Here is an 18879-nt window from a genome sequence, read left to right on the forward strand (position 1 = left end):
CGCTGAACAAGGCGGGCGAGACGACGTGGAAAGCCAGATATGAAGCCTTTGGCAAGGCGCGGATAGACCATGCTTCGACGGCGCAAATCAACCTGCGACTGCCGGGCCAGTACTTTGATGCGGAAACGGGGCTGCACCAGAACTGGAACCGGGACTATGCGCCGGGCATTGGCAGGTATGTGCAGGCAGATCCCATTGGGCTGGCGGGGGGCATAAACGTCTATGGGTATGCTTATGGAAACCCGGTGGCGTTCTATGACCCGTCGGGAGAATTTGTGCCACTAACTACTATACTTTTACGTGGAACAATCGGTGGACTTATTAATATGGGAACCATATGGGCACTTAATGGAATACACGGAGTTAGACCTTGTTCTAGCTATAAAATGGCATTTTTAAATGGTTTTGTGGGCGGTATTATTGGTGGAGTCTTTGGAGCAGCTGTTACGGATTTATTAAATCAAACTGGATTCTCTATTTCCAATCTCAGAAAAGTTGATTGGATATCGGTTGCGGTAACCGTTGTTGGTGGAAAACTTGTTGATAAGGTTATAGAGTTTGCAGTAGGAACTGATATGGTCAGTAAAGGTGTCAGTCTCAGATCTGAACATACAAACTTAATTGAAGGCATAGTGGGTACGCCCGTAGGGTATGCTGCTGGAATTTTTTCTGGCTCCGCTTATAATAGCTATATGATATCAAATCAATCTTCATCTGATACTTGTTTTTGCGCCAATGGAGATAAGTAATATGCGGCAGATAAAAGCCATTATAAAACCAAAAGCGGTGGTTGTCTTTTTTCTGGTGATGGGGATGCTGACCATCCTGTTTTTAATAGTGAGTGACGGCTGTTTGTGCGCGATAAGACCCAACTTTTTCAATAGAATCATGAAGGGGGAGATTATTTTTGAAGATGGTATATTATTAGTTATATTTTTATTTATTGCGGTGGCTGTTTTATTTCAAGAAGAATTTGTTGTATATGAAAATGGAATATTGATGAAAACGAATATTTTCGATAAGGGTAAATTCTTTGACGAGTTCATTCTGAAAGATGATGGTTTGTTCGTCGAGGTGATGCTAAATAACCGGCGCTATAGGTTTGATAAAGCGTATTACATTATTTGGTATGCTGGAAAATAGTTAAAGGATATCCGCATGCGGGAGAAAATAAATTTTGCAGCCAGGCGGCGAAAGGGCGGGTAAGTCTATAGTATTCCTGTCAGTGGTTGATGGAGCTGTTTGTCATGATTACTTTTTTGCTCCTGATGAAATATATCTCAATTTCGATTGCGTCACGCCGACAGATGAAGAAATCGGGCTGGATTCCTTCAGAAAAATTCATGATGATAACATTTATTGCGAAATATAAGAAATGAAGAGGAAATATATCTTTGGCAAATTTATTATCAGAAAAATGGAGACCGCAAAAGATATTCGTCGCCTGGCCATAAAAGCTGTCACAAGCGAGTCTATATTGTTTGCACTCGATTGCTCGTGTCAAAACCTTATTGATTTCTTTGCAAGACAAGGATACAAATGGAAAAAAGAGGAGACGAATGACGATATGCTTGATGGCGGAATGATATTCAGGAATTTTATTAATGACAAGTGCAGGCAATTGAATGTGGTCATATTTTCGCACGATGCAGAATACGTGTTTTTATATGAAAAGATGCGTGACAGGTTCTCATGAGTCTTCGCGTTTTTGGCAGCAACGATGATTTCAGGTGGGCCGAATATCTCCTGACGCAAGCGCAAATGGAGCGGCGCTCCTCTTGATTGTGCCAACAAGGCCGAAGGTCATTGCCGTCATCTTATCTGAGCAATCCGTGGCCGCCTCATAAAGTCCGCCCAATAGGGGCGTTCCGCCTTTCTGTAGCCGTCAGATTTGCCCCTCATTTAATAGCTGGTTGGCCTCACGTCCAGGGTTGGCATGGATAGGAACTCCTTCATGACGCCAGAAATAATGCTTGGAACTAATTTTCTATCTTTGGAGATAAGGGTATTAATGGAAATGAAAATTCGGAATGTGGATGCAACCGAGGCAATAATCATCTTGTGCGCGGATAAAAACTTTGGCTTATTCTGCAAGGAAGCTTTGCTATTTGCAGACGGATGGCCGCGTCATATAAGAAAAAAGTATGGGAATGCAATGGTTTTTACCGAAAAGGAGTCGTACAATATAGAGTCGTTAAGATTCACGGGAGTGCGCGGAAATTCATTTATTGAAAAGTTGTTTTATTTCATGAATTTGAATTGGAAGGTGGAGGTTGTTCTTGGAAAGATGAACTTTAACATAGAGGAACTGAAAGATGCGATTATAGATACGTTTGATAAGAATTTTATCTTTGGCGATGATGATGCCCAGTTTGATGCTGAAGCGCTTAGGTGCATCAAACGTGAGATAATGAATGCGGAAACGTTGACGGATATATTTGATGCCATGAAGATTTCTAGTGATCGGCTAGGAAATGATCCTTCACTCGGAGAAAATTTATTGAGCGAAGGTCTGTATTAAATTTACGGCATTATCCCGGCTTGCTTATATTTACTCCTTATTCAATAGCATGATGTCCTAGTGGAACGTGCGCGAAAGCCGTTTTTAGCCCTTTCAGATTCGCTCCTGTTTTTGACGCGGCAGCCCCTCACCCCGCCACTGCCAGTCTCTGCCTGCTGCTGACGCCAAACTGAAGCCCTTCACGCCCTGCAATGTTTTTGCCGCGCCCGCCAAAGTCTTGCCTTCGCTGACAGTGCCCGCGTACTGACCTTGGCGTCGTTGCTGGTGCAACAGCTGGTGCAAGCGCAGCAAAGTCAGAGGCAAGTAAGCCTGCCCACCAGGACTGCACGGAAAGCACACAAGAACTGGCCGGCGGTTGAGCTGAGTCCATCATCGCCATCGGCGTGTTGCCGCACCTACCAGTGAGCCACGGCAGAGGCAGGCAAAGCCAGCACGGCGAAAGACTGCCATGCGGTGTTGGTCGCAGACCTGATAAGTGAGGGCAGGCAACTTGAACGGAAAATCAGCCTGAATGGGAGAGACGAGGTGAAGAGCCAGATGTGGCGTCTTCGGCAAGGCCAGAATCAATCCGGCTTCATTGGCGCAAACCAATTTGAGGCTGCCGGGGGCACAGTACTTTGATGCGGAAACGGGGCTGCATCAGAACTGGAGCAGGGGCTATGCGCCGGGTCTGGGCGATACATACAGACTGATCCGATCGGGCTGGCGGGATGAATTAATGTTTGCTTATACGTTAATGAAAATCCGAAAGACATATTGGCGATACTGCGAATCTATTTTTGGATTTGGCAACTTTCGTTAGTGTTCAACGAGGAGTCACTCTTGAAGAGGCCATTGAAAGAGAAAAATAACAAGTACAGTAAAACAGAAGACGATAAGAGACTGTATTGGATATTCCCTAATGAGAATTAGGGCAAGAGAAAAAGAAATCGTAAAAATAAGGAATGAATAACGGCATTGAAATCTGAAGCAGGCGGATTTTTACTAGGTTTGGGTGCAGGTATGTTTAGGACGGGCCAACCCCGGCTGGACGCTGGTTTATGTCAAGAATAGCGACAGGCATTGCGGCTTTTACAGTAATAGGGCCCTGTTCGGGGTGACTCATCTCCATGCTTCCGTGAAGAGTAATGAGAACTGTGATTACAGAATGGGTTTATAAATGACGCTGATTGAATTATTGTTTTTCATATTTCATATGTTTATATGGTGGTTAATCTTTGGTTTTTTTAAGAGAGTCCTTTTGGTGGCCGTTTGCATTAATCATTTCTATTCCGTGTCTTATTTGTATTTTGATAATTCTTCATTGGCGAACTCTGGTGCCAGACATTGTTTGCTGGATCAGGAGGATGATAAACAGGAACAAATAATATCTTGAAATAAACCATATATAATATGCTTGTCTTAAAAAATTGTGCTGAAGTTGCATTATATACATGCAACGTGCGCCTGCCAACAAGTATGCGTCCAGATTATCTGATTAATCTGGATCCACGATGCGATTTACATTGACGAGATTTGGTCATGATGCACAAGAAGATAATATGCTCCGCTGCAATTGCCTGCCTGGTTCCATTGTTCTGGTTTCTTTTGCTTCATATGGGTATTTTTTCATGGATAATGATGTCCTTGCTGTGGTTTTGCATGATGATTGCCGGATTCCTGATTGGAAATTTGCATGGGCGATATTTATATATTCTTATCATTTGCATATCAATTCTTTTCGCCGTGACAAATGTTCTGGGAAATTTTTCTTTTGGCCGCGAGACTGATTTTCCTGGCGTTTCCGGAGGGAGGATTGTTTTCGTGTATTGTCTGTTTTTCGGATTTCTTGAAATGTGCGCAGGCGTGATGTGTTGTAGGGCGTATGATTTTTTGACTGCCAAATATATCAATGCCACAAGAATATAGGGATGGAATATCTAAATAATTGCATAGCCAGGCCGGAGCAGGCCGAGAAAGGCAGCTGCGCTACAACGCAGCGGGCAGACTGAGTGAAAAATTGGATGGTGAATGGCTTTCTCGTGACAGAGTATTATATCATTTGGCATTAAAGCCATGAGAACTGCCGCTGACAATGATGATTGCGATTGGTTGACATGAAAAAATACAAAATGTACCGCAGGTGGATGCTGAATGCCGTGAAAAATGAGCTTGTTCCAAAGCTCGGGGAGCAGGAATTTGAGCGCGTGTTTTTAAAGGGAGAAGAGAAAAAGCAATTGGAGCAATTTTATCCATTCGGGAAATTTCAAAGGTTCAGGGGAGATGTTGTTGATATTCTTGAGATTCAATTTCCGCAATATGGATATCCAGAGTTTCGCATTGGTGCGGGCACGGTTGCGAAGAGCGGGTATGAACATCAGATTTTTGGACATATCGCAGCAAAGGATGTATGGGTTGGATATTTGATTCCCTATTATTCTTTTTATGCGATACCGTTTACAGGAAGATGGTTTTCCGTTCCTTTTTATTCTTTCCGCAAGTTAAATGAGGAAGATTTTTCTGCTTATGTCATAAAAATCAGTGCCGCATTGGTAAATGAAATAAATGAGGCCTTGATTCACGATAGGAGAGGAAAACATACAAGAAAATGTGGTTGAGGGCTTGCTTGACCATATTGATTGGACTGTCTGACTGAGCGGCTCTTGGCTGCGCCAGCCATGCCGAAGGCCACTGCCGCTTTCTTGTCTGACCAAGCTGTGCGGCCTCATGCAGTCCATCCAGAAAGGGCGCTGCCGCCTTTCTGTAGCCTTCTATTTGCTCCTCATTCAATAGCATGAGGTCCTAGCAGGAACTGCGCAAGCGCGGTTTTTTCCCCGTCAAATTAGCTCCTGTTTCTGATGTTCCGGGGCTTCATTCAGCCCGCAAGAAAGCGGTCTGTTTGCGCGAGCTGCTGTTGTCTGGCCGCGAGGAGCGGCGGATCGGGCTGGGCTGCAAGGCGCAGATTGCAGGCCATCCGAGTCCGCCTGTTCACAGCTGCGGTTATGGCGTGAATTAAGCAAGCGATAGCCCCGCCTTGCGCATTTGGCGTTGTTGCGCGCGATGATTTCTGGCCGCCTATCGCCATGAAAGCAGTGCCCCATTGGGCCAGCGGTGCGCATGCGCCTGCTGCTGGGCCGCCTTGATTTCGGTTTTCTTTTGGCGGCCTGGCTGTTTTCTTCGTTTTTCCGCTTTGGGCGCTTTCTTTTCCCGGCCAGGGGCTTGCGGCGCGAAGGGGCGCGTGACACTTGCTGACATTTGTTTGTCTGCTGGAGATGTCGATGCCCGCTCTGTTTTTGCGCCGCCCTGGTTCTTCTTGTGTTTTGGCCCGCTTGCGCCCGGGCTGGTTTCATGCCCTGGCTTGCGCGGCCGCGCTGGCTTGCGCTGCATCAGCCGTATCGGCCGCAGAGCAGGCTCGCGCGGCAGAGCCTGAACAAGGCAAGGAAAAAGAGCGCACGCTGGAGGCCATCACCGTCACGGGCGAGCGCATCGAGCGCAGCTTGCGCGACACGGCTTCATCTGTTTCCAAGATGGACGCGCAGGATGTCGAGGCGCAGCCGGGGCGCTCTTCGGTGCAGGAGGCGCTGGAACACGTGCCCAACGTGGTGTTTGCGGGCACGGTTTCCGCGCCGGTGATTCGCGGGCAAGACGCGCAGGGGCCGATTTCTGGCGCGAGCGCCTTTTTGGGCGGCACGGTGCCGCGCGCCACCATCAATGTGGACGGGCGCTACCTGAGCTACAACGAGCTGGTGTTTGGCGCCGAGCCGCTGTGGGATGTGGAAAGCATTGAGGTGTTTCGCGGCCCGCAAACGGTTTCGCAAGGGGCCAACAGCATTGCCGGGGCCGTTGTGGTGCACACCAAGGAGCCGACGTTTCACCGTGAAGGCGCGGCGCAGGTATCCGCTGGCGGCATGCGCGCGCGGCGCGCTTCGGCGGTGATTTCCGGGCCGCTGGTGTCCAACGAGCTGGCCGCGCGCCTGGCGGTGGATGCCAGCCAGCGCGACACCTTCATTCACTACGTGAACCCGCGCTTTGCCAAGGGCGACACGGATCAGGACTTCGAGTCGCGCAGCGCCCGCCTGAAGCTGCTGTGGCAGCCTGCCGCCTTGCGCCAGCTCACGGCGCGGCTGGCGCTCACGCACACGCAAGGCAGCCGCCCCACGAACGAATCGGCCAATGCGCCTTACAGCCGGTACGACAGCCTGACGCTGGCCATGCCCAGCTTCAGGCAGTGGAACAACGGCGTGGTGGCTGATGTGGCCTGGCGTTTTGCCAATGACCTGACGCTCTCGCACCGCGCCAGCTTCTCGCACCTGAATGTGCGGCGCGTGGCCGAGCCGTTTTCCAACGGCGGCGCGCTCATCACGCTCAAAACCGTCACGCACGAAACCAAGCTGGACTTTGGCGATGCCCAGTCCGTCTGGCGCGGCGCGGCGGGCCTGTTCGTGAACCATGCGCGCTCGGACGATTTGCTCTACACACGCGGCATATCCCGGTTTGACGACCGCAAGCGCAATCTGGGCCTGTATGGCGAGCTGAGCCGCCGCCTGGGCGCAGATGGGCGCTGGCTGCTCACGGGCGGGCTGCGCTACCAGAGCGACCACATCCGCCGCAGCGGCAAAACGCCTTTTTCCCGCGCGCCGATGGCGTATGACCAGCGCTTTCACGCCGTGCTGCCCAAGCTCTCGCTGGCGTATGACCTCTCGCGCACGGCCACGGTGGGCGCGCTGGTGAGCAAGGGCTACAACCCCGGCGGCGCGGGCGTGAGCTTCGCGCAATCGCGCACGTACAGCTTTGACGCTGAAACGCTGTGGAACTACGAGCTGTTTGGCCGCGCCAGCTTGCTGGGCGGGCGCATGCTGCTCACGGGCAACGTGTTTTTCAGCGACTTGCGCCACTCCCAGCGCCTGCTGCCCGACTACCTCAATGGGCGCCTGTATGGCGCGGTGGTGGTCAATGCCGACCGCGCCCGCGCCCGTGGGCTGGAAGTGTCAGCCGACTGGCAGGCTAACGCCCGCTGGCGCCTCAAAGCCGCGCTGGGGCTGCTGCACACGCGCATTTCGCGCTTTCAGGCCACGGGCGGGCAGCTGCTGCAAGGCAATGAATTTGGCCGCGCGCCGCGCCACACCCTCTCGCTCGGCGCCGAGTGGACGCCCGCGCCCGGCCTGAACCTGGCGCTGGACGCGCGCCACACCGCGCGCTTTCACTCCGCCGACGACAACCTGCCCGGCTACGAAGTGGGCGGCCACACCGTGATCAACGCCCGCGCCAGCTGGCAAATCAACCGCCACGTGCAGCTTTTCGCCTGGGTGAACAACCTGGCCGACCGCGTTTTGCCCATCTGGATGCACGACGACCGCACGGCCGGCGGCATCGTCTCTTCCATGATGCCGCCCCGCCAGATTGGCGTGGGCGTGAAGGCGGAGTTTTGAGAATCTGTCCAAAGGTTATGTTCGTGGAAGCGATTGATGCGGACTCGGGCGCTCGTGGGCGTTGCAAACGCCTCGCCGGTTCAAAGCCTCAAACCCCGTCTGCAGTTTGCGCCTTGCACTGATCTGCCGCCACTGACGACCAGACTTTGAACAGGCTCTAGTGCGTGTCATCAATCAGGCGAGCCATACGACCGTTGCTGCCAAATGGACAACGCCCAGGAAGTTGCGAGCCGTCTTGTCGTAACGCGTGGCGATGGCCCGGCACTGTTTGAGCTTGGCAAAGAAGTTTTCGATCAGATGGCGGGCTTGGTAAGGCCGTTCCGCCACCTGCGCGGCCGCTGGGAATTTGTGGAAACCGACGACGGCGGCTGCGAAGTGCGCTACAGCATGGATTTTGAAGTGCCGCTCTTGCTCGCGCCCATCCTCGGCGGGCTGATGAGCCACATGAGCAATACGATGGTCGATGCCTTTGCCCGCCGCGCGGAACAGGTTTACGGGGCGTGAGCATGCTGAAGAAACCGCTGCCGCTTGCGGCGCTTTTTATTTTGACTAACGCCCTCTATTTCTGGATGGCAAGCCGCACGCTCCCGGCGCTGATGGCATTTGCTGGCGGACTACCGCCGTTGGACGCGCTGCCCTTCGGCTATGCGCCGGACTACCCGGCGCGCCTCTTTGCCGCCTTGGGTGAGGCGGGGCGCGATTACTACCGCGCTCCCCAACTCATTCTCGACAGCTTCTACCCGCTGCTTTTTGCCCTGACCTACGCCAACCTGCTCGCCGTCCTCCTGCGCAAGAACTTCCGCCCGCAGCGCTGGTTCGCCCTGCTGTACGCCTTGCCCGTTTGCAGCGCCGTCTGCGACTGGCTGGAAAACGCGGCGACCTTCACCATGCTGCGCCAATACCCGGACATTTCCCCGGCAATGGCGGGCGCGGGCAGCATTTTCGCCACACTGAAAACGCTAACCGGCTTCCTGACCCTCGCCGGCATTCTGCTGCTCAGCCTGCGCTGGCTGTGGCGCTATTACAAGGCGCGGCGGGGCTGACGATGGCAACCATCCGCGTTGAAATCGCCTACGCCGAACCGGAACGGCAAAAAATCATCACCCTCACCATGAACGAAGGCGCGACGCTCAAACAAGCGGTAGAGCGCTCCGGCATGGTGCGTTTCTTCCCGCATCTTGATTTGCAGAAGAGATGCGGGTCGTAGTCCCGAGCCGCCTTCTTGCTGCTGCATGAGGCAAGGACAACGCCTCGAGCACTCGTGCTTGGGCGTCATAGCCCTTGTCGGCGATCACGGTTTCGGCCGCTGTTTGAGCCAAGAGCACGTCGGCTCCTTCGAGGCCGTTCGCCTGCCTTGGCGTGAGATGAAATCCGGTGGCCCAGTGCATCCGCCGCCGCGTGAATCTTGGCGCTCAGCCCGCCGTGGCTGTGTCCGATGGCTTGCGGCGCCCCCTTTTGCCCCAGCACCGTGCTGGCCCGTGCTGGCGCGCTCGCGCGATGGTCGAGCCGATCATCGCGTACTCGTTGCCGGCCTGCTGCGCCAGGGCTTCAAAGACCCGTTGCCATACACCGCTGTGGCTCCAGCGGCTGTGGCGCAGGTGCGCCACCTGGAAGTCTGCGAAACCGTCGCGCAACGCGTATCTTCTGGTCATGGCCCTTCAGCTGGGTTCTCGCCCGCAGGCTTCAGGCCCGGCACTTGATGATCGATGACAAGCCCTAACAAGCCTGTCATCCTCGGATGCAAAGGAATTCGCTTCTGAATTCATAGCATGATATCCTAGTGGAATATGCGCAGAAGCCATATTTTTCCCCATCTAATTTGCTCCTGTTTTCAAAGCAATCCGCCAGCGGTCTTTCGCCCTGCCCTTCTCTGCGTGCCCATGCAACGCCTCATCAACCGCCATGCCAGCCCAACCGCCTTCCGGCGCGCCGCCAAAGCCCGCAGCTGATCAATGAACACCGCCGAAGCCAAACGCATCCTCGAAACCGCCCTGATCTGCGCGCGCCAGCCGCTGACGCTGCGCGACATGCGCGCGCTGTTTGACGGCGCGCTGGCCGCCGACACCCTCAAAACCCTGCTGGCCGATTTGCAAAACGACTGGGCGCAACGCGGCGTGGAGCTGGTGTGCGTGGCCAGCGGCTGGCGCTTTCAGAGCCGCCCTGAAATGCGGCCCTGGCTTGAGCGCCTGCACCCCGAAAAGCCGCCCCGCTACACCCGCGCCACGCTGGAGACGCTGGCCATCATCGCCTACCGCCAGCCCGTCACGCGCGGCGACATTGAAGACATACGCGGCGTCACCGTCAGCACCCAGACCATCAAGCAGCTGGAAGAGCGCGGCTGGGTGGAAGTGATTGGCTACCGCGAAACCGTGGGCCGCCCCGGCCTGTATGCCACCACGCGGCAGTTTCTGGACGACCTGGGCCTGGCCTCGCTGGAGCAGCTGCCCGCCATCGAGGCGGGCGAACCGGGGCAGGAGCTGGCGCAGGCGCTGGAAGCGGCGGGCCTGGAGCCGTCTGAAGCTCCTGAAGCGGACAGCGCGGCAGCAGGAAATGCGCCAGGCAGCGCGGCGGAAGACGCGGCCAGCGCCAAAGCGGGCGGCGACCCCCCGTCAGCCAGCGCCCCCGCCGCCCCGCAGGCCGCTACAGATGCCGGCCTTCACCGCCCGCAAGACCCCGCCCCGGCAGAACCCGCCGCCATCGCAGGCGAAGCGGCCAAAGCGCCCGCCCCCGCCAAGCTGCCCGCCGTTGATGCGCCCGCTGCGGCCCCTGAAGCGCCGCCCCCCGCCGCGCTGCCCGACCCGGCCCGCCCCCTGCCCGTGGATGCCTATCTGCAAACCGAGCTGATCGCCCTGCTGCGCGGCGGCAACGCCAGCCGCGAAGCCATTGCGCAAACCCTGCTGGCAGAAATGCTGCCCGAAGGCAGCGATGCCGCCGAAGCCGCCGCCTGGGTGGATGCCCAGCTCGCCGCCCTGCGCCAGGAGCAGCAGGGCTGGCCCGCCGTCACCGACTGCGACCGGCTCGATGCCGCCTTTGCCGCCCTGCGCCAGCAAGGCATCGTCTGCCTGCCGCACGCGGGCGACACGCCAGGCGACGGCCTGGCCGCCTTCCGCCAGGCCCTGGCCGCAATGCCCGAGCACGAACGCGCGCGCGTTACCGGCTACTGCTTCTTTCATGGGCAAGATTTGGCCCGCGCCCTTTCCGACCATCTGCTCTGGCTCACCTTCGGCCCCCACCCGCAGCAAAAGCCCCCGCAGCAAAAAGCCTGCGCGCAGCAGACAGGCCGCCTCATCGCCGCCGCGCTTGAAAACGAGGGCCTGCGCGCCGAGTGGAGCTGCAACGGGAGCAGCGCTGGCGGCGAGCGCATCTGCGTGCAGCCCTTCACCTGGCAGCGCCGCATCGGCTGAACAGGCCCGCAGCAAGGCCCCGCCGCCTTCCCGTCACGGCTGTCTCCCTGACAATTGCCCCCTTTGCCCGTCTGCCGAAAGCCCGCCATGCCCCGCCGCCCTGCCCTGCCCGCCCCCGCCCCTGAAGCCGAACGCCCCAAACTGCACAAAGTGCTGGCGCAAGCGGGCATGGGTTCGCGGCTGGAAATGGAAAAACTCATCGCCGAAGGCGGCGTGCGCGTCAATGGCGAAGTGGCGCACGTGGGCCAGCGCGTCAGCGCCCATGACCGCATCAGCGTCCACGGCCAGCCGCTGCGCCTGCGCGCCGCGCCGCCGCCCGTGCGCGTCATCGCCTATCACAAACCCGTGGGCGAAGTCGTCACGCACAGCGACCCGCAAAACCGCCCCACCGTCTTTCGCACACTGCCGCGCCTGACACAAGGCAAATGGCTCTCCGTCGGCCGGCTGGACCTGAACACCGAAGGGCTGCTGCTCATCACCAACTCCGGCGAGCTGGCCAACCGCCTCATGCACCCGCGCTTTGGCCTGGAGCGCGAATACGCCGCCCGCGTGCTCGGCGCGCTGGACGAAGCCGAACAGCAGCGACTGCTTGAAGGCGTGCGGCTGGACGACGGCCCCGCGCGCTTTGAGCGCATCGAAGCCGAAAAAGGCGGCGACGGCGCCAACCAGTGGTATCGCGTGACCATCGCCGAAGGCCGCAACCGCGAAGTGCGCCGCATCTTTGAAGCCGTGGGCCGCGCCGTCAGCCGCCTCATCCGCATCCGCTACGGCGCCATGACCCTGCCGCGCGGCCTGCGCCGGGGGCATTGGATGGAGCTGGGCGCGCGCGAACTGGCCGCCCTGGCTGCCGCCGCAGGCATGAGCGCCGCCGAACTGAACCCCGCCGCCGCATCCGCCGCACCCCGCCAGCGCCGCAACGCCGACCGCAGCAGCAAAGCAGGCCCGCGCCCCGCACAGCCCAGCCGCCGCAACGCAGGCCGCAATGCCTCCGGCCCCCTCCCGCCCGCCCCCGCCCGGCCCCGGGGCAAGCCGCGCGGCAGCCGGCGGAGTTGAATGCACACGGCTGCAATTCGCTCCTTTATCCATAGCATGGGGTCCTACTGCAATGGGCGCAAAGGCCATTTTTAATGTGCCAAATCTGCTCTTGTTTTTGATAATTTCGTCCCTCGCGGCCAGACTGTGAACCGGTTTTTCCAGCCGGGCCAAGGCGGTTTGCACGCGGCGCAGGTTGGCGGCGCGGGCGTTGCGGGGCATCAAGTTCATCAGGCCGGGTGCGCCGTCAATGGCGGTTTGGGCTGGCGCGGCTGTAGAACCTGCCCGGCACAATCGCCGCATGACGCCACACGCTCCCACGCCTGCCGCTTCCGATGCCGCCGCTTCCAAAGCCGTTTCGCCCGCGCTGCTGCTGATTGACGGCTCCAGCTACCTGTATCGCGCCTTTCATGCCATGCCTGATTTGCGGGCCGATCCGGCCGATGCGCAAAGCCAGCCGACGGGGGCCATTCGCGGCATGGTGAACATGCTCAACAGCTTGCGCAAGGACTGGCCGCAGGCCACGTACGCGGCTTGCGTGTTTGATGCGCCCGGCCCCACGTTTCGCGATGCGCTGTTTGCCGATTACAAGGCCAACCGCAGCCCCATGCCCGATGATTTGCGCCGCCAGATTGAGCCGATTCACGAGGTGGCGCGCCTGCTGGGCTGGCCCGTGCTGTGCGTGCCGGGCATTGAGGCCGATGACGTGATTGGCACGCTGGCGGCCACGGCGGCCGCGCAGGGGCGGCAGGTGCTGATTTCCAGCGGCGACAAGGATTTGGCGCAGCTGGTCACGCCGCGCGTGGTCATCATCGACACCATGAGCGGCAAGCGCCGCGACGAGGCGGGCGTGCGCGCCGAATTCGGCGTGAGCGCCGCGCAAATGCTCGATTACCAGACGCTGGTGGGCGACGCCGTGGACAACGTGCCGGGCGTGGAAAAGGTTGGCCCCAAAACGGCGGCCAAGTGGCTGGCCGAATACGGCTCGCTGGACGCCATCGTGGCGCATGCCGGGCAGATCAAGGGCGCGGCGGGCGAGAACTTGCGCCGTGCGCTGGCGTGGCTGCCCACGGGGCGGCAGCTGCTGAAGATTCGCACCGACTGCGATTTGTCGGCCCACGCGCCCGGCCTGCCCGCGCTGGACGCGCTGGCGCTCAAGCCGCCGCAGACGCAGGAGCTGGCGCGCTTTTATCAGCAATACGGCTTCAAGACGCTGGCGCGCGCGCTGGAAAAGGAAAGCCAGACGCAAAGCCCCTCCTCCCCAGCCGCTGCGCCCGGCCTGTTTGATGGCGTGCCGGATGGCGCTTCAGCGACAGACGAGCCGCCCGCGCCGCACTCCGCCGTGCAAGGCCGGGTGCGCTACGCCACCGTGCAGGACTGGGCCGCTTTTGACGAATGGCTGCAAAAAATCAGCGCCGCCGAACTCACGGCCATCGACACCGAAACCACGTCGCTGGACGAAATGGCCGCGCGGCTGGTGGGCATTTCGCTGGCCGTGCAGCCGGGCGAGGCCGCCTACATTCCGCTGGCACACGAAGGGCCGGACGCGCCCGCGCAGCTGCCGCTGGACGAAGTGCTGGCGCGCCTGAAACCCTGGCTGCAAAGCGCAAGCCACAAAAAGCTGGGCCAGAACATCAAGTACGACCGCCACGTTTTCGCCAACCACGGCATCGACGTGGCTGGCTACGCGCACGACACCATGCTGCAAAGCTACGTGCTGGAAGCACACCGCCCCCACGGCCTGCAAAGCCTGGCCGAGCGCCACCTGGGCCGCAGCGGCACAAGCTATGAAGATTTGTGCGGCAAGGGCGCGCACCAAATTCCCTTTGCGCAAGTGCCGCTGGACAAAGCCGCGCATTACGCCTGCGAAGACGCCGACCAGACGATGGACGTGCACCGCGCCCTGTGGCCGCGCGTGCAGGCCGATGCGGGCCTGGCCGCCACCTACGCGCTGGAAATCGACACCAGCGAAGCCCTCTTTCAGACCGAGCGCCACGGCGTGCTGATTGACGCCGCCGAACTCGCCCGCCAAAGCCAGGCGCTGGGCCAGCGCATCACGCAGCTGGAAAACGAGGCCTACGCCCTTGCAGGCCAGCCCTTCAACCTGGGCAGCCCCAAGCAAATTGGCGAAATCTTCTTTGAGCGCCTGGGCCTGCCCGTCATCAAGAAAACCCCCGGCGGCAAGCCCAGCACCGACGAAGAAGTGCTGGAAAAACTGGCCGAAGACTTCCCGCTGCCCGCCCGCATCCTGGAGCACCGGGGCCTGGCCAAGCTCAAAAGCACCTACACCGACAAGCTGCCGCACATGGTCAACCCCGCCACGGGCCGCGTGCACACGCGCTACGCGCAGGCCGTGGCCGTCACGGGCCGGCTGGCCAGCAGCGACCCGAACCTGCAAAACATCCCCATCCGCACGCCTGAAGGCCGCCGCATCCGCCGCGCCTTCATCGCCCCGCCCGGCCGCCTCATCATGAGCGCCGATTACAGCCAGATCGAGCTGCGCATCATGGCCCACCTCTCGGGCGACGCCGCCCTGCTGGCCGCCTTCAACGCCGGGCAAGACGTGCACCGCGCCACCGCCGCCGAAGTCTTTGGCGTGCCGCCCGGACAAGTCACGCCCGAGCAGCGCCGCTACGCCAAAGTCATCAACTTCGGCCTCATCTACGGCATGGGCAGCTTCGGCCTGGCCAAAAGCCTGGGCATCGCCCCCAGCGCCGCCAAACAGTGGATAGACCGCTACTTCGAGCGCTATCCCGGCGTGCGCCGCTACATGGATGAAACCGTGCAAAGCGCCCGCCAGCGCCGCTACGTGCAAACCCTCTTCGGGCGGCGGCTGTATCTGCCCGACATCAACGCCGCCAGCGGCCCCCGGCGCGCCGCCGCCGAGCGCCAGGCCATCAACGCCCCCATGCAAGGCACCGCCGCCGACCTCATCAAAAAAGCCATGATCGCCGTGCAAGCCGCACTGGCAGGCCGCCAAAGCGCCATCGTCATGCAAGTGCACGACGAACTCGTGCTGGAAGTGCCCGAAGCCGAAGCCGCCTGGGCGCGCGAGCAAGTGCCCCGCCTCATGGCCGGCGTGGCCGAACTGAAAGTGCCCCTGCTGGCCGAAATAGGCGCGGGCGGCAACTGGGAAGAAGCGCACTGAAGGCAGCGCGCCTGGCCAGGCGGCGCGCCATCGCGAAAGACTCGCAGCCGCTCTACACTTGGCACAACTGTATGCAATCGTGTCAGCCGCGCGTTTGCGCACACTGTGAACCTGTTCAAAGTCTGTCCGTGGGTATGAAAAGCGCGGCTTCAAGTCGCTCTGCGGCGCTGCAAATCCCTGATGAGCCACAAGGCCCTCTGCGGTTGGCGCCTTGCAGCCCTTGCCGGTTTCGCACTTTTGCCCCTTGCGCCCAGACTCTGAACAGGCTCTGAAGAGAACGCGTTTGCGCCGCCTTGGCGCGCCAAATTGGTTTTACCGAGTTCGCCGTGGATATTGCGAAATTCAACATCCCCCGTTATCTGGCCACCCAGCCCATGTTTTCGAACATGCAGCCGGAAGAGTTGCAGCGCGTGGCGCGCGGCTGTGTGCTTGAGCGCATTGAGCGCGGCAAGGTGCTGTTTCGCACGGGCGAGATGTGCCAGGCCTTTCACATCGTTGTGCTGGGGCAGATCAAGCTCTACCTCATCTCGCCTGCGGGCGTGGAAAAAGTCATCGAGCTTTGCGGCCCCGGCCACTCGTTTGCCGAAGCCATCATGTTCATGGACGTGCCCCATCTGGTGAACGCGCAGACGCTGACCGAGACGCTGCTGCTCACAGTGGAGAAAAACGCCGTGCTGCGCGAAATCGAAGCCGACAGCCGCTTTGCGCTGCGCATGCTGGCGGGCATCTCGCGCCGCCTTCACGGCCTCATCAAAGACGTGGAAGGCTACGCGTTGCACAGCGGCGTGCAGCGCGTTATCAGCTACCTGCTGGACGGACTGATGGACGGGGGCGGCAGCGCCGTGCCGCAGTCCATCACCGTTTCACTGCCCGTGAGCAAATCCACCATCGCCTCGCGCCTGTCGCTCACGCCCGAATATTTCTCGCGCGTGCTGCACGAGCTGGAAGCGGCCAAGCTGATCACGGTGCAGCGGCGCGACATCCACATTCACGACACGGCCAAGCTCGCGGGCTACCAGCCCGGCAAGTAGAAGCGGCCTGTTGCGCACATGAAAAAAGCCCGCAGACGCGGGCTTTTTTCATGTGCTGTCAGGCTGATTTGACCTGCTGGTAGCGGCGCTCCACCTCGGCCCAGTTGATCACGTTGAAAAACGCGGCAATGTATTCCGGGCGGCGGTTCTGATACTTCAGGTAGTAGGCATGCTCCCATACATCCAGCCCCAGAACGGGCGTGTTGCCGGAGGCGATGCCGGCCATCAGCGGGCTGTCCTGGTTGGCGCTGCTTTCCACCAGCAGCTTGCCGCTTTTGTCAGCCGACAGCCAGGCCCAGCCGCTGCCAAAGCGCGTCAGCGCCGCCTTGGTGAAAGCTTCCTTGAAAGCCTCAAAGCCGCCCAAATCGCGCTCAATGGCCTGCGCCACGCCGCCTGCGGGCTGGCCGCCGCCGCCCTGGCTCACCGGCGCCATCACCGCCCAGAACAGGCTGTGATTGGCATGACCGCCGCCGTTGTTGCGCACGGCGGTGCGAATGCCTTCGGGCAGCTTGTCCAGCTGGGCAATCAGCAGCTCGGCAGGCTGGCCGTCAAACGGCGTGCCCTTGACGGCGGCAATCAGGTTGTTGATGTAGGTCTGATGGTGCTTGGTGTGGTGAATCTCCATCGTCTGCGCGTCAATATGCGGCTCCAGCGCATCGTAGGCATAGGACAGGGGAGGCAGGGTGTAGCTCATGGTTGGGGGCTTTCGTTCAGGTTGAAAAAAGCTGCCTGTGCAGGCAAGCCGGAGGCATTTTATTGAGCCGGGTCAATCCACGCCCTTTGCTTTCACATTAAAGCGCGCCAGAGCGGATGCGCTTGGCTCCCCGAGCCGGTTCAGAGCCTGGCCGCAAGACGAAGCGCTCCGGCCAGGCGGCGCCTCCCGCCCTTCGCGGCTGGAACGCAGGCAGGCGTCAAAGAACGCCCGGCAACATCAAAACAGGAGCAAATTCAAGCCTCGGAAAATGCCTCTTGCGCCCATTCCACTAGGACCTATCGCTATGGAATCAGGAGCGAATACATACGCCTTGCCAGAACTGCCCCCGCTCCAGTCATGAACAGACACCCAGTCAGCCAGCGTGCAGCCCAGGCCGCTTTGGCAAGCGCTGCTGGCGAACACCCGCGCATGGATTCCTGCATGCCTTGCCGCGCAGGCGAAGCTGGCGGGCCGCCAAGAGAAGAAATGGGGGACTTGCCTGTTCACAGAAAGCGCGGCCTCAAATCCACCTGCATCAGGATGGATGCGGGTCAGCCCGCAACAGCCTGGAAACGCGATTGCCTCGCAACCGCATTCCTACAATTGACGCTTTTGCCCCAGCCAGTCCGTTTGCCATGAATGCCCCCTGGCGGCCCGCCAAAGGGTCTGAACTTCCGCCTGATGAAGCGGCCGCCAGCAGCCTGGCGGCGCAGCGCAGCTTCTGCCTGCGGCCCGGCATGGGGCGGGGATGGGCGCAAATGCACGAATTCGGCAATGGCCTGGTGCTAGGGCGCTTGCAATGCCAGCTGGCGCAAGGCGTTCGGCAGCGCTTTGATTGCGGCAGCGACAGCCTGCGCCTGATGCTGATGCTGCAAGGCGGCCAATGCGTGGCGGACGGGCGCGGCCGCGTTTTCGAGGCGCGGGCGGGCGATGTCATCGTGCGCAACGGCCACCCGGGCGAGCTGCGCACCGAACTGGCCGCGCGCATTCCGCTGGCCTCCGTGGCGCTGGACGCGCCGCGTCGCCTTGTGGCCGCCTTGCAAGCCGAAGGGCTGCCGCTGGCGCATCTGGGGCCTGCGGGCGGCTGCACGCTGCTGCGCCCCTGCGACAGCGTTGCCAGCCAATGGCTGGCCGCAGGCCGCCGCCTGCTGGCGCTGGGCCGCGCGCCTGGGCTGCTGGCGCGGCTGGAGCTGGAATCACTCGCCCTGGGGCTGCTGCACAAGCTGCTGGCGGCTGACGGTGCAGCGCCCGCGCCTGCCGCCGCCCGCGCCCCCCGCCACTGGCAGCGCGCCGTGGACGAGGCCCTGCACATCCTGCATGCCGAGTGGAGCGAGCCGCTGACAATTGCCCGGCTGGCGCGCCGCGCGGGCATCAACGAGTGCTACCTGAAAGAGATGTTCCGCCAGCGCACAGGCCAGACCATCGCCGCCTACCTGCGCGCGCTGCGCATGGGCCACGCGCTGCGCCTGCTCGAATCAGGCCAGGCCACACTCCAGCAGGCCGCCCATGCCTGCGGCTACAGCCGCGCCGACAAATTCTCGCAAGCCTTCCGCCGCGTGCACGGAGTCATGCCCTCGCAAGTCAGCCGCCAGGCGGCGGCCAGCGCCCTAGCGGCCTGATAGCCCGTTCAAGGGCTCCCCG

General features: G+C 59.9%; 19 protein-coding genes. 15 read left to right on the forward strand and 4 right to left on the reverse strand.

The window, feature by feature from the left end; all coding sequences use genetic code 11:
* The 4 genes from QB898_RS10160 to QB898_RS10175 all read left to right on the forward strand — a co-directional run.
* On the forward strand, positions 1–749 hold a 749-nt coding region (locus QB898_RS10160; RefSeq protein ID WP_279524861.1), incomplete at its 5' end, for an RHS repeat-associated core domain-containing protein.
* A complete protein-coding gene (locus tag QB898_RS10165; RefSeq protein ID WP_279524862.1) occupies positions 736–1143 on the forward strand; it encodes a hypothetical protein in 408 nt (135 codons plus the stop codon). The genes QB898_RS10160 and QB898_RS10165, both read left to right, overlap by 14 nt.
* Positions 1144–1417: 274 nt before the next feature.
* Entirely contained in the window at positions 1418–1696 is a 279-nt protein-coding gene (locus QB898_RS10170) for a hypothetical protein (RefSeq protein WP_279524863.1), read from the forward strand.
* 258 nt (positions 1697–1954) lie between these two features.
* Positions 1955–2521 (forward strand): hypothetical protein, encoded by a 567-nt coding sequence (locus tag QB898_RS10175; RefSeq protein WP_279524864.1) that lies wholly within the window; start codon positions 1955–1957, stop codon positions 2519–2521.
* 93 nt (positions 2522–2614) lie between these two features.
* Here the strand turns inward: QB898_RS10175 and QB898_RS10180 are convergent, their stop codons facing one another.
* On the reverse strand, positions 2615–2803 hold the full coding sequence (locus QB898_RS10180) for a hypothetical protein (RefSeq protein ID WP_279524865.1): 189 nt from the start codon (positions 2801–2803) through the stop codon (positions 2615–2617).
* 1211 nt (positions 2804–4014) lie between these two features.
* Between QB898_RS10180 and QB898_RS10185 the strand changes: the two genes are divergently transcribed.
* The 3 genes from QB898_RS10185 (at position 4015) to QB898_RS10195 (ending at position 7929) form a co-directional block, all read left to right on the forward strand.
* Positions 4015–4290, forward strand: coding sequence for a hypothetical protein (locus QB898_RS10185; RefSeq protein ID WP_279524866.1), 276 nt, complete (start codon positions 4015–4017; stop codon positions 4288–4290).
* Between the two features lie 327 nt (positions 4291–4617).
* Positions 4618–5118: a hypothetical protein gene (locus tag QB898_RS10190; RefSeq protein WP_279524867.1), complete on the forward strand. Its 501-nt coding sequence runs from the start codon at positions 4618–4620 to the stop codon at positions 5116–5118.
* 654 nt (positions 5119–5772) lie between these two features.
* The gene (locus tag QB898_RS10195; protein ID WP_279524868.1) at positions 5773–7929 is read left to right on the forward strand and encodes a TonB-dependent receptor; all 2157 of its coding nucleotides are present in this window, start codon (positions 5773–5775) and stop codon (positions 7927–7929) included.
* A 174-nt stretch (positions 7930–8103) separates the two neighbouring features.
* Here QB898_RS10195 and QB898_RS13465 read toward each other — a convergent pair whose 3' ends face one another.
* The gene (locus tag QB898_RS13465; protein WP_428982801.1) at positions 8104–8322 is read right to left on the reverse strand and encodes a transposase; all 219 of its coding nucleotides are present in this window, start codon (positions 8320–8322) and stop codon (positions 8104–8106) included.
* Here QB898_RS13465 and QB898_RS10205 point away from each other — a divergent pair.
* Genes QB898_RS10205 through QB898_RS10215 form a run of 3 tightly spaced genes read left to right on the forward strand, consistent with a single transcriptional unit; the run spans position 8227 to position 9136 of the window.
* Positions 8227–8433: an SRPBCC family protein gene (locus tag QB898_RS10205; RefSeq protein ID WP_279524869.1), complete on the forward strand. Its 207-nt coding sequence runs from the start codon at positions 8227–8229 to the stop codon at positions 8431–8433. The genes QB898_RS13465 and QB898_RS10205 overlap by 96 nt on opposite strands.
* 2 nt (positions 8434–8435) lie before the next feature.
* Positions 8436–8972: a hypothetical protein gene (locus QB898_RS10210; RefSeq protein WP_004139065.1), complete on the forward strand. Its 537-nt coding sequence runs from the start codon at positions 8436–8438 to the stop codon at positions 8970–8972.
* Between the two features lie 2 nt (positions 8973–8974).
* Entirely contained in the window at positions 8975–9136 is a 162-nt protein-coding gene (locus QB898_RS10215) for an RnfH family protein (RefSeq protein WP_216597127.1), read from the forward strand.
* A gap of 205 nt (positions 9137–9341) precedes the next feature.
* Here the strand turns inward: QB898_RS10215 and QB898_RS10220 are convergent, their stop codons facing one another.
* Complete coding sequence (locus tag QB898_RS10220; RefSeq protein ID WP_279524870.1) at positions 9342–9581, reverse strand: hypothetical protein; 240 nt, start codon at positions 9579–9581, stop codon at positions 9342–9344.
* 300 nt (positions 9582–9881) lie between these two features.
* On the opposite strand from QB898_RS10220, the gene scpB reads away from it, so the two are divergent.
* The 4 genes from scpB (at position 9882) to QB898_RS10240 (ending at position 16544) form a co-directional block, all read left to right on the forward strand.
* Positions 9882–11333 carry an SMC-Scp complex subunit ScpB gene (gene scpB / locus QB898_RS10225; protein ID WP_279524871.1) on the forward strand — a complete coding sequence of 484 codons (1452 nt, stop codon included), beginning with the start codon at positions 9882–9884 and terminating at the stop codon, positions 11331–11333.
* Positions 11334–11420: 87 nt separating this feature from the next.
* Positions 11421–12386 carry a pseudouridine synthase gene (locus QB898_RS10230; protein WP_428982798.1) on the forward strand — a complete coding sequence of 322 codons (966 nt, stop codon included), beginning with the start codon at positions 11421–11423 and terminating at the stop codon, positions 12384–12386.
* Between the two features lie 280 nt (positions 12387–12666).
* Entirely contained in the window at positions 12667–15513 is a 2847-nt protein-coding gene (gene polA / locus QB898_RS10235) for a DNA polymerase I (RefSeq protein ID WP_279524872.1), read from the forward strand.
* 326 nt (positions 15514–15839) lie between these two features.
* The gene (locus QB898_RS10240) at positions 15840–16544 is read left to right on the forward strand and encodes a Crp/Fnr family transcriptional regulator (RefSeq protein WP_279524891.1); all 705 of its coding nucleotides are present in this window, start codon (positions 15840–15842) and stop codon (positions 16542–16544) included.
* A gap of 58 nt (positions 16545–16602) precedes the next feature.
* On the opposite strand, the gene QB898_RS10245 is transcribed toward QB898_RS10240, so the two are convergent.
* Positions 16603–17238 (reverse strand): superoxide dismutase, encoded by a 636-nt coding sequence (locus tag QB898_RS10245; protein ID WP_279524873.1) that lies wholly within the window; start codon positions 17236–17238, stop codon positions 16603–16605.
* A 635-nt stretch (positions 17239–17873) separates the two neighbouring features.
* Here QB898_RS10245 and QB898_RS10250 point away from each other — a divergent pair.
* On the forward strand, positions 17874–18857 hold the full coding sequence (locus tag QB898_RS10250) for a helix-turn-helix transcriptional regulator (RefSeq protein ID WP_279524874.1): 984 nt from the start codon (positions 17874–17876) through the stop codon (positions 18855–18857).
* Positions 18858–18879: the final 22 nt, after the last annotated feature.

The sequence above is a fragment of the Ottowia cancrivicina genome (assembly GCF_029813755.1).
GTDB lineage: Bacteria > Pseudomonadota > Gammaproteobacteria > Burkholderiales > Burkholderiaceae_C > Ottowia > Ottowia massiliensis.

What these genes read in the sequence shown, in the direction of transcription:
- QB898_RS10185 (WP_279524866.1), top strand. Translation starts at nt 4,015, where the DNA reads ATGCGATTTACATTGACGAGATTTGGTCATGATGCACAAGAAGATAAT.
- QB898_RS10210 (WP_004139065.1), top strand. Translation starts at nt 8,436, where the DNA reads ATGCTGAAGAAACCGCTGCCGCTTGCGGCGCTTTTTATTTTGACTAAC.
- QB898_RS10165 (WP_279524862.1), top strand. Translation starts at nt 736, where the DNA reads ATGGAGATAAGTAATATGCGGCAGATAAAAGCCATTATAAAACCAAAA.
- QB898_RS10245 (WP_279524873.1), bottom strand. Translation starts at nt 17,238, where the DNA reads ATGAGCTACACCCTGCCTCCCCTGTCCTATGCCTACGATGCGCTGGAG.
- QB898_RS10250 (WP_279524874.1), top strand. Translation starts at nt 17,874, where the DNA reads ATGAATGCCCCCTGGCGGCCCGCCAAAGGGTCTGAACTTCCGCCTGAT.
- QB898_RS10230 (WP_428982798.1), top strand. Translation starts at nt 11,421, where the DNA reads ATGCCCCGCCGCCCTGCCCTGCCCGCCCCCGCCCCTGAAGCCGAACGC.
- polA (WP_279524872.1), top strand. Translation starts at nt 12,667, where the DNA reads ATGACGCCACACGCTCCCACGCCTGCCGCTTCCGATGCCGCCGCTTCC.
- scpB (WP_279524871.1), top strand. Translation starts at nt 9,882, where the DNA reads ATGAACACCGCCGAAGCCAAACGCATCCTCGAAACCGCCCTGATCTGC.
- QB898_RS10220 (WP_279524870.1), bottom strand. Translation starts at nt 9,581, where the DNA reads ATGACCAGAAGATACGCGTTGCGCGACGGTTTCGCAGACTTCCAGGTG.
- QB898_RS10190 (WP_279524867.1), top strand. Translation starts at nt 4,618, where the DNA reads ATGAAAAAATACAAAATGTACCGCAGGTGGATGCTGAATGCCGTGAAA.
- QB898_RS10215 (WP_216597127.1), top strand. Translation starts at nt 8,975, where the DNA reads ATGGCAACCATCCGCGTTGAAATCGCCTACGCCGAACCGGAACGGCAA.
- QB898_RS10205 (WP_279524869.1), top strand. Translation starts at nt 8,227, where the DNA reads ATGGCGGGCTTGGTAAGGCCGTTCCGCCACCTGCGCGGCCGCTGGGAA.
- QB898_RS10175 (WP_279524864.1), top strand. Translation starts at nt 1,955, where the DNA reads ATGACGCCAGAAATAATGCTTGGAACTAATTTTCTATCTTTGGAGATA.
- QB898_RS10170 (WP_279524863.1), top strand. Translation starts at nt 1,418, where the DNA reads ATGGAGACCGCAAAAGATATTCGTCGCCTGGCCATAAAAGCTGTCACA.
- QB898_RS10195 (WP_279524868.1), top strand. Translation starts at nt 5,773, where the DNA reads ATGTCGATGCCCGCTCTGTTTTTGCGCCGCCCTGGTTCTTCTTGTGTT.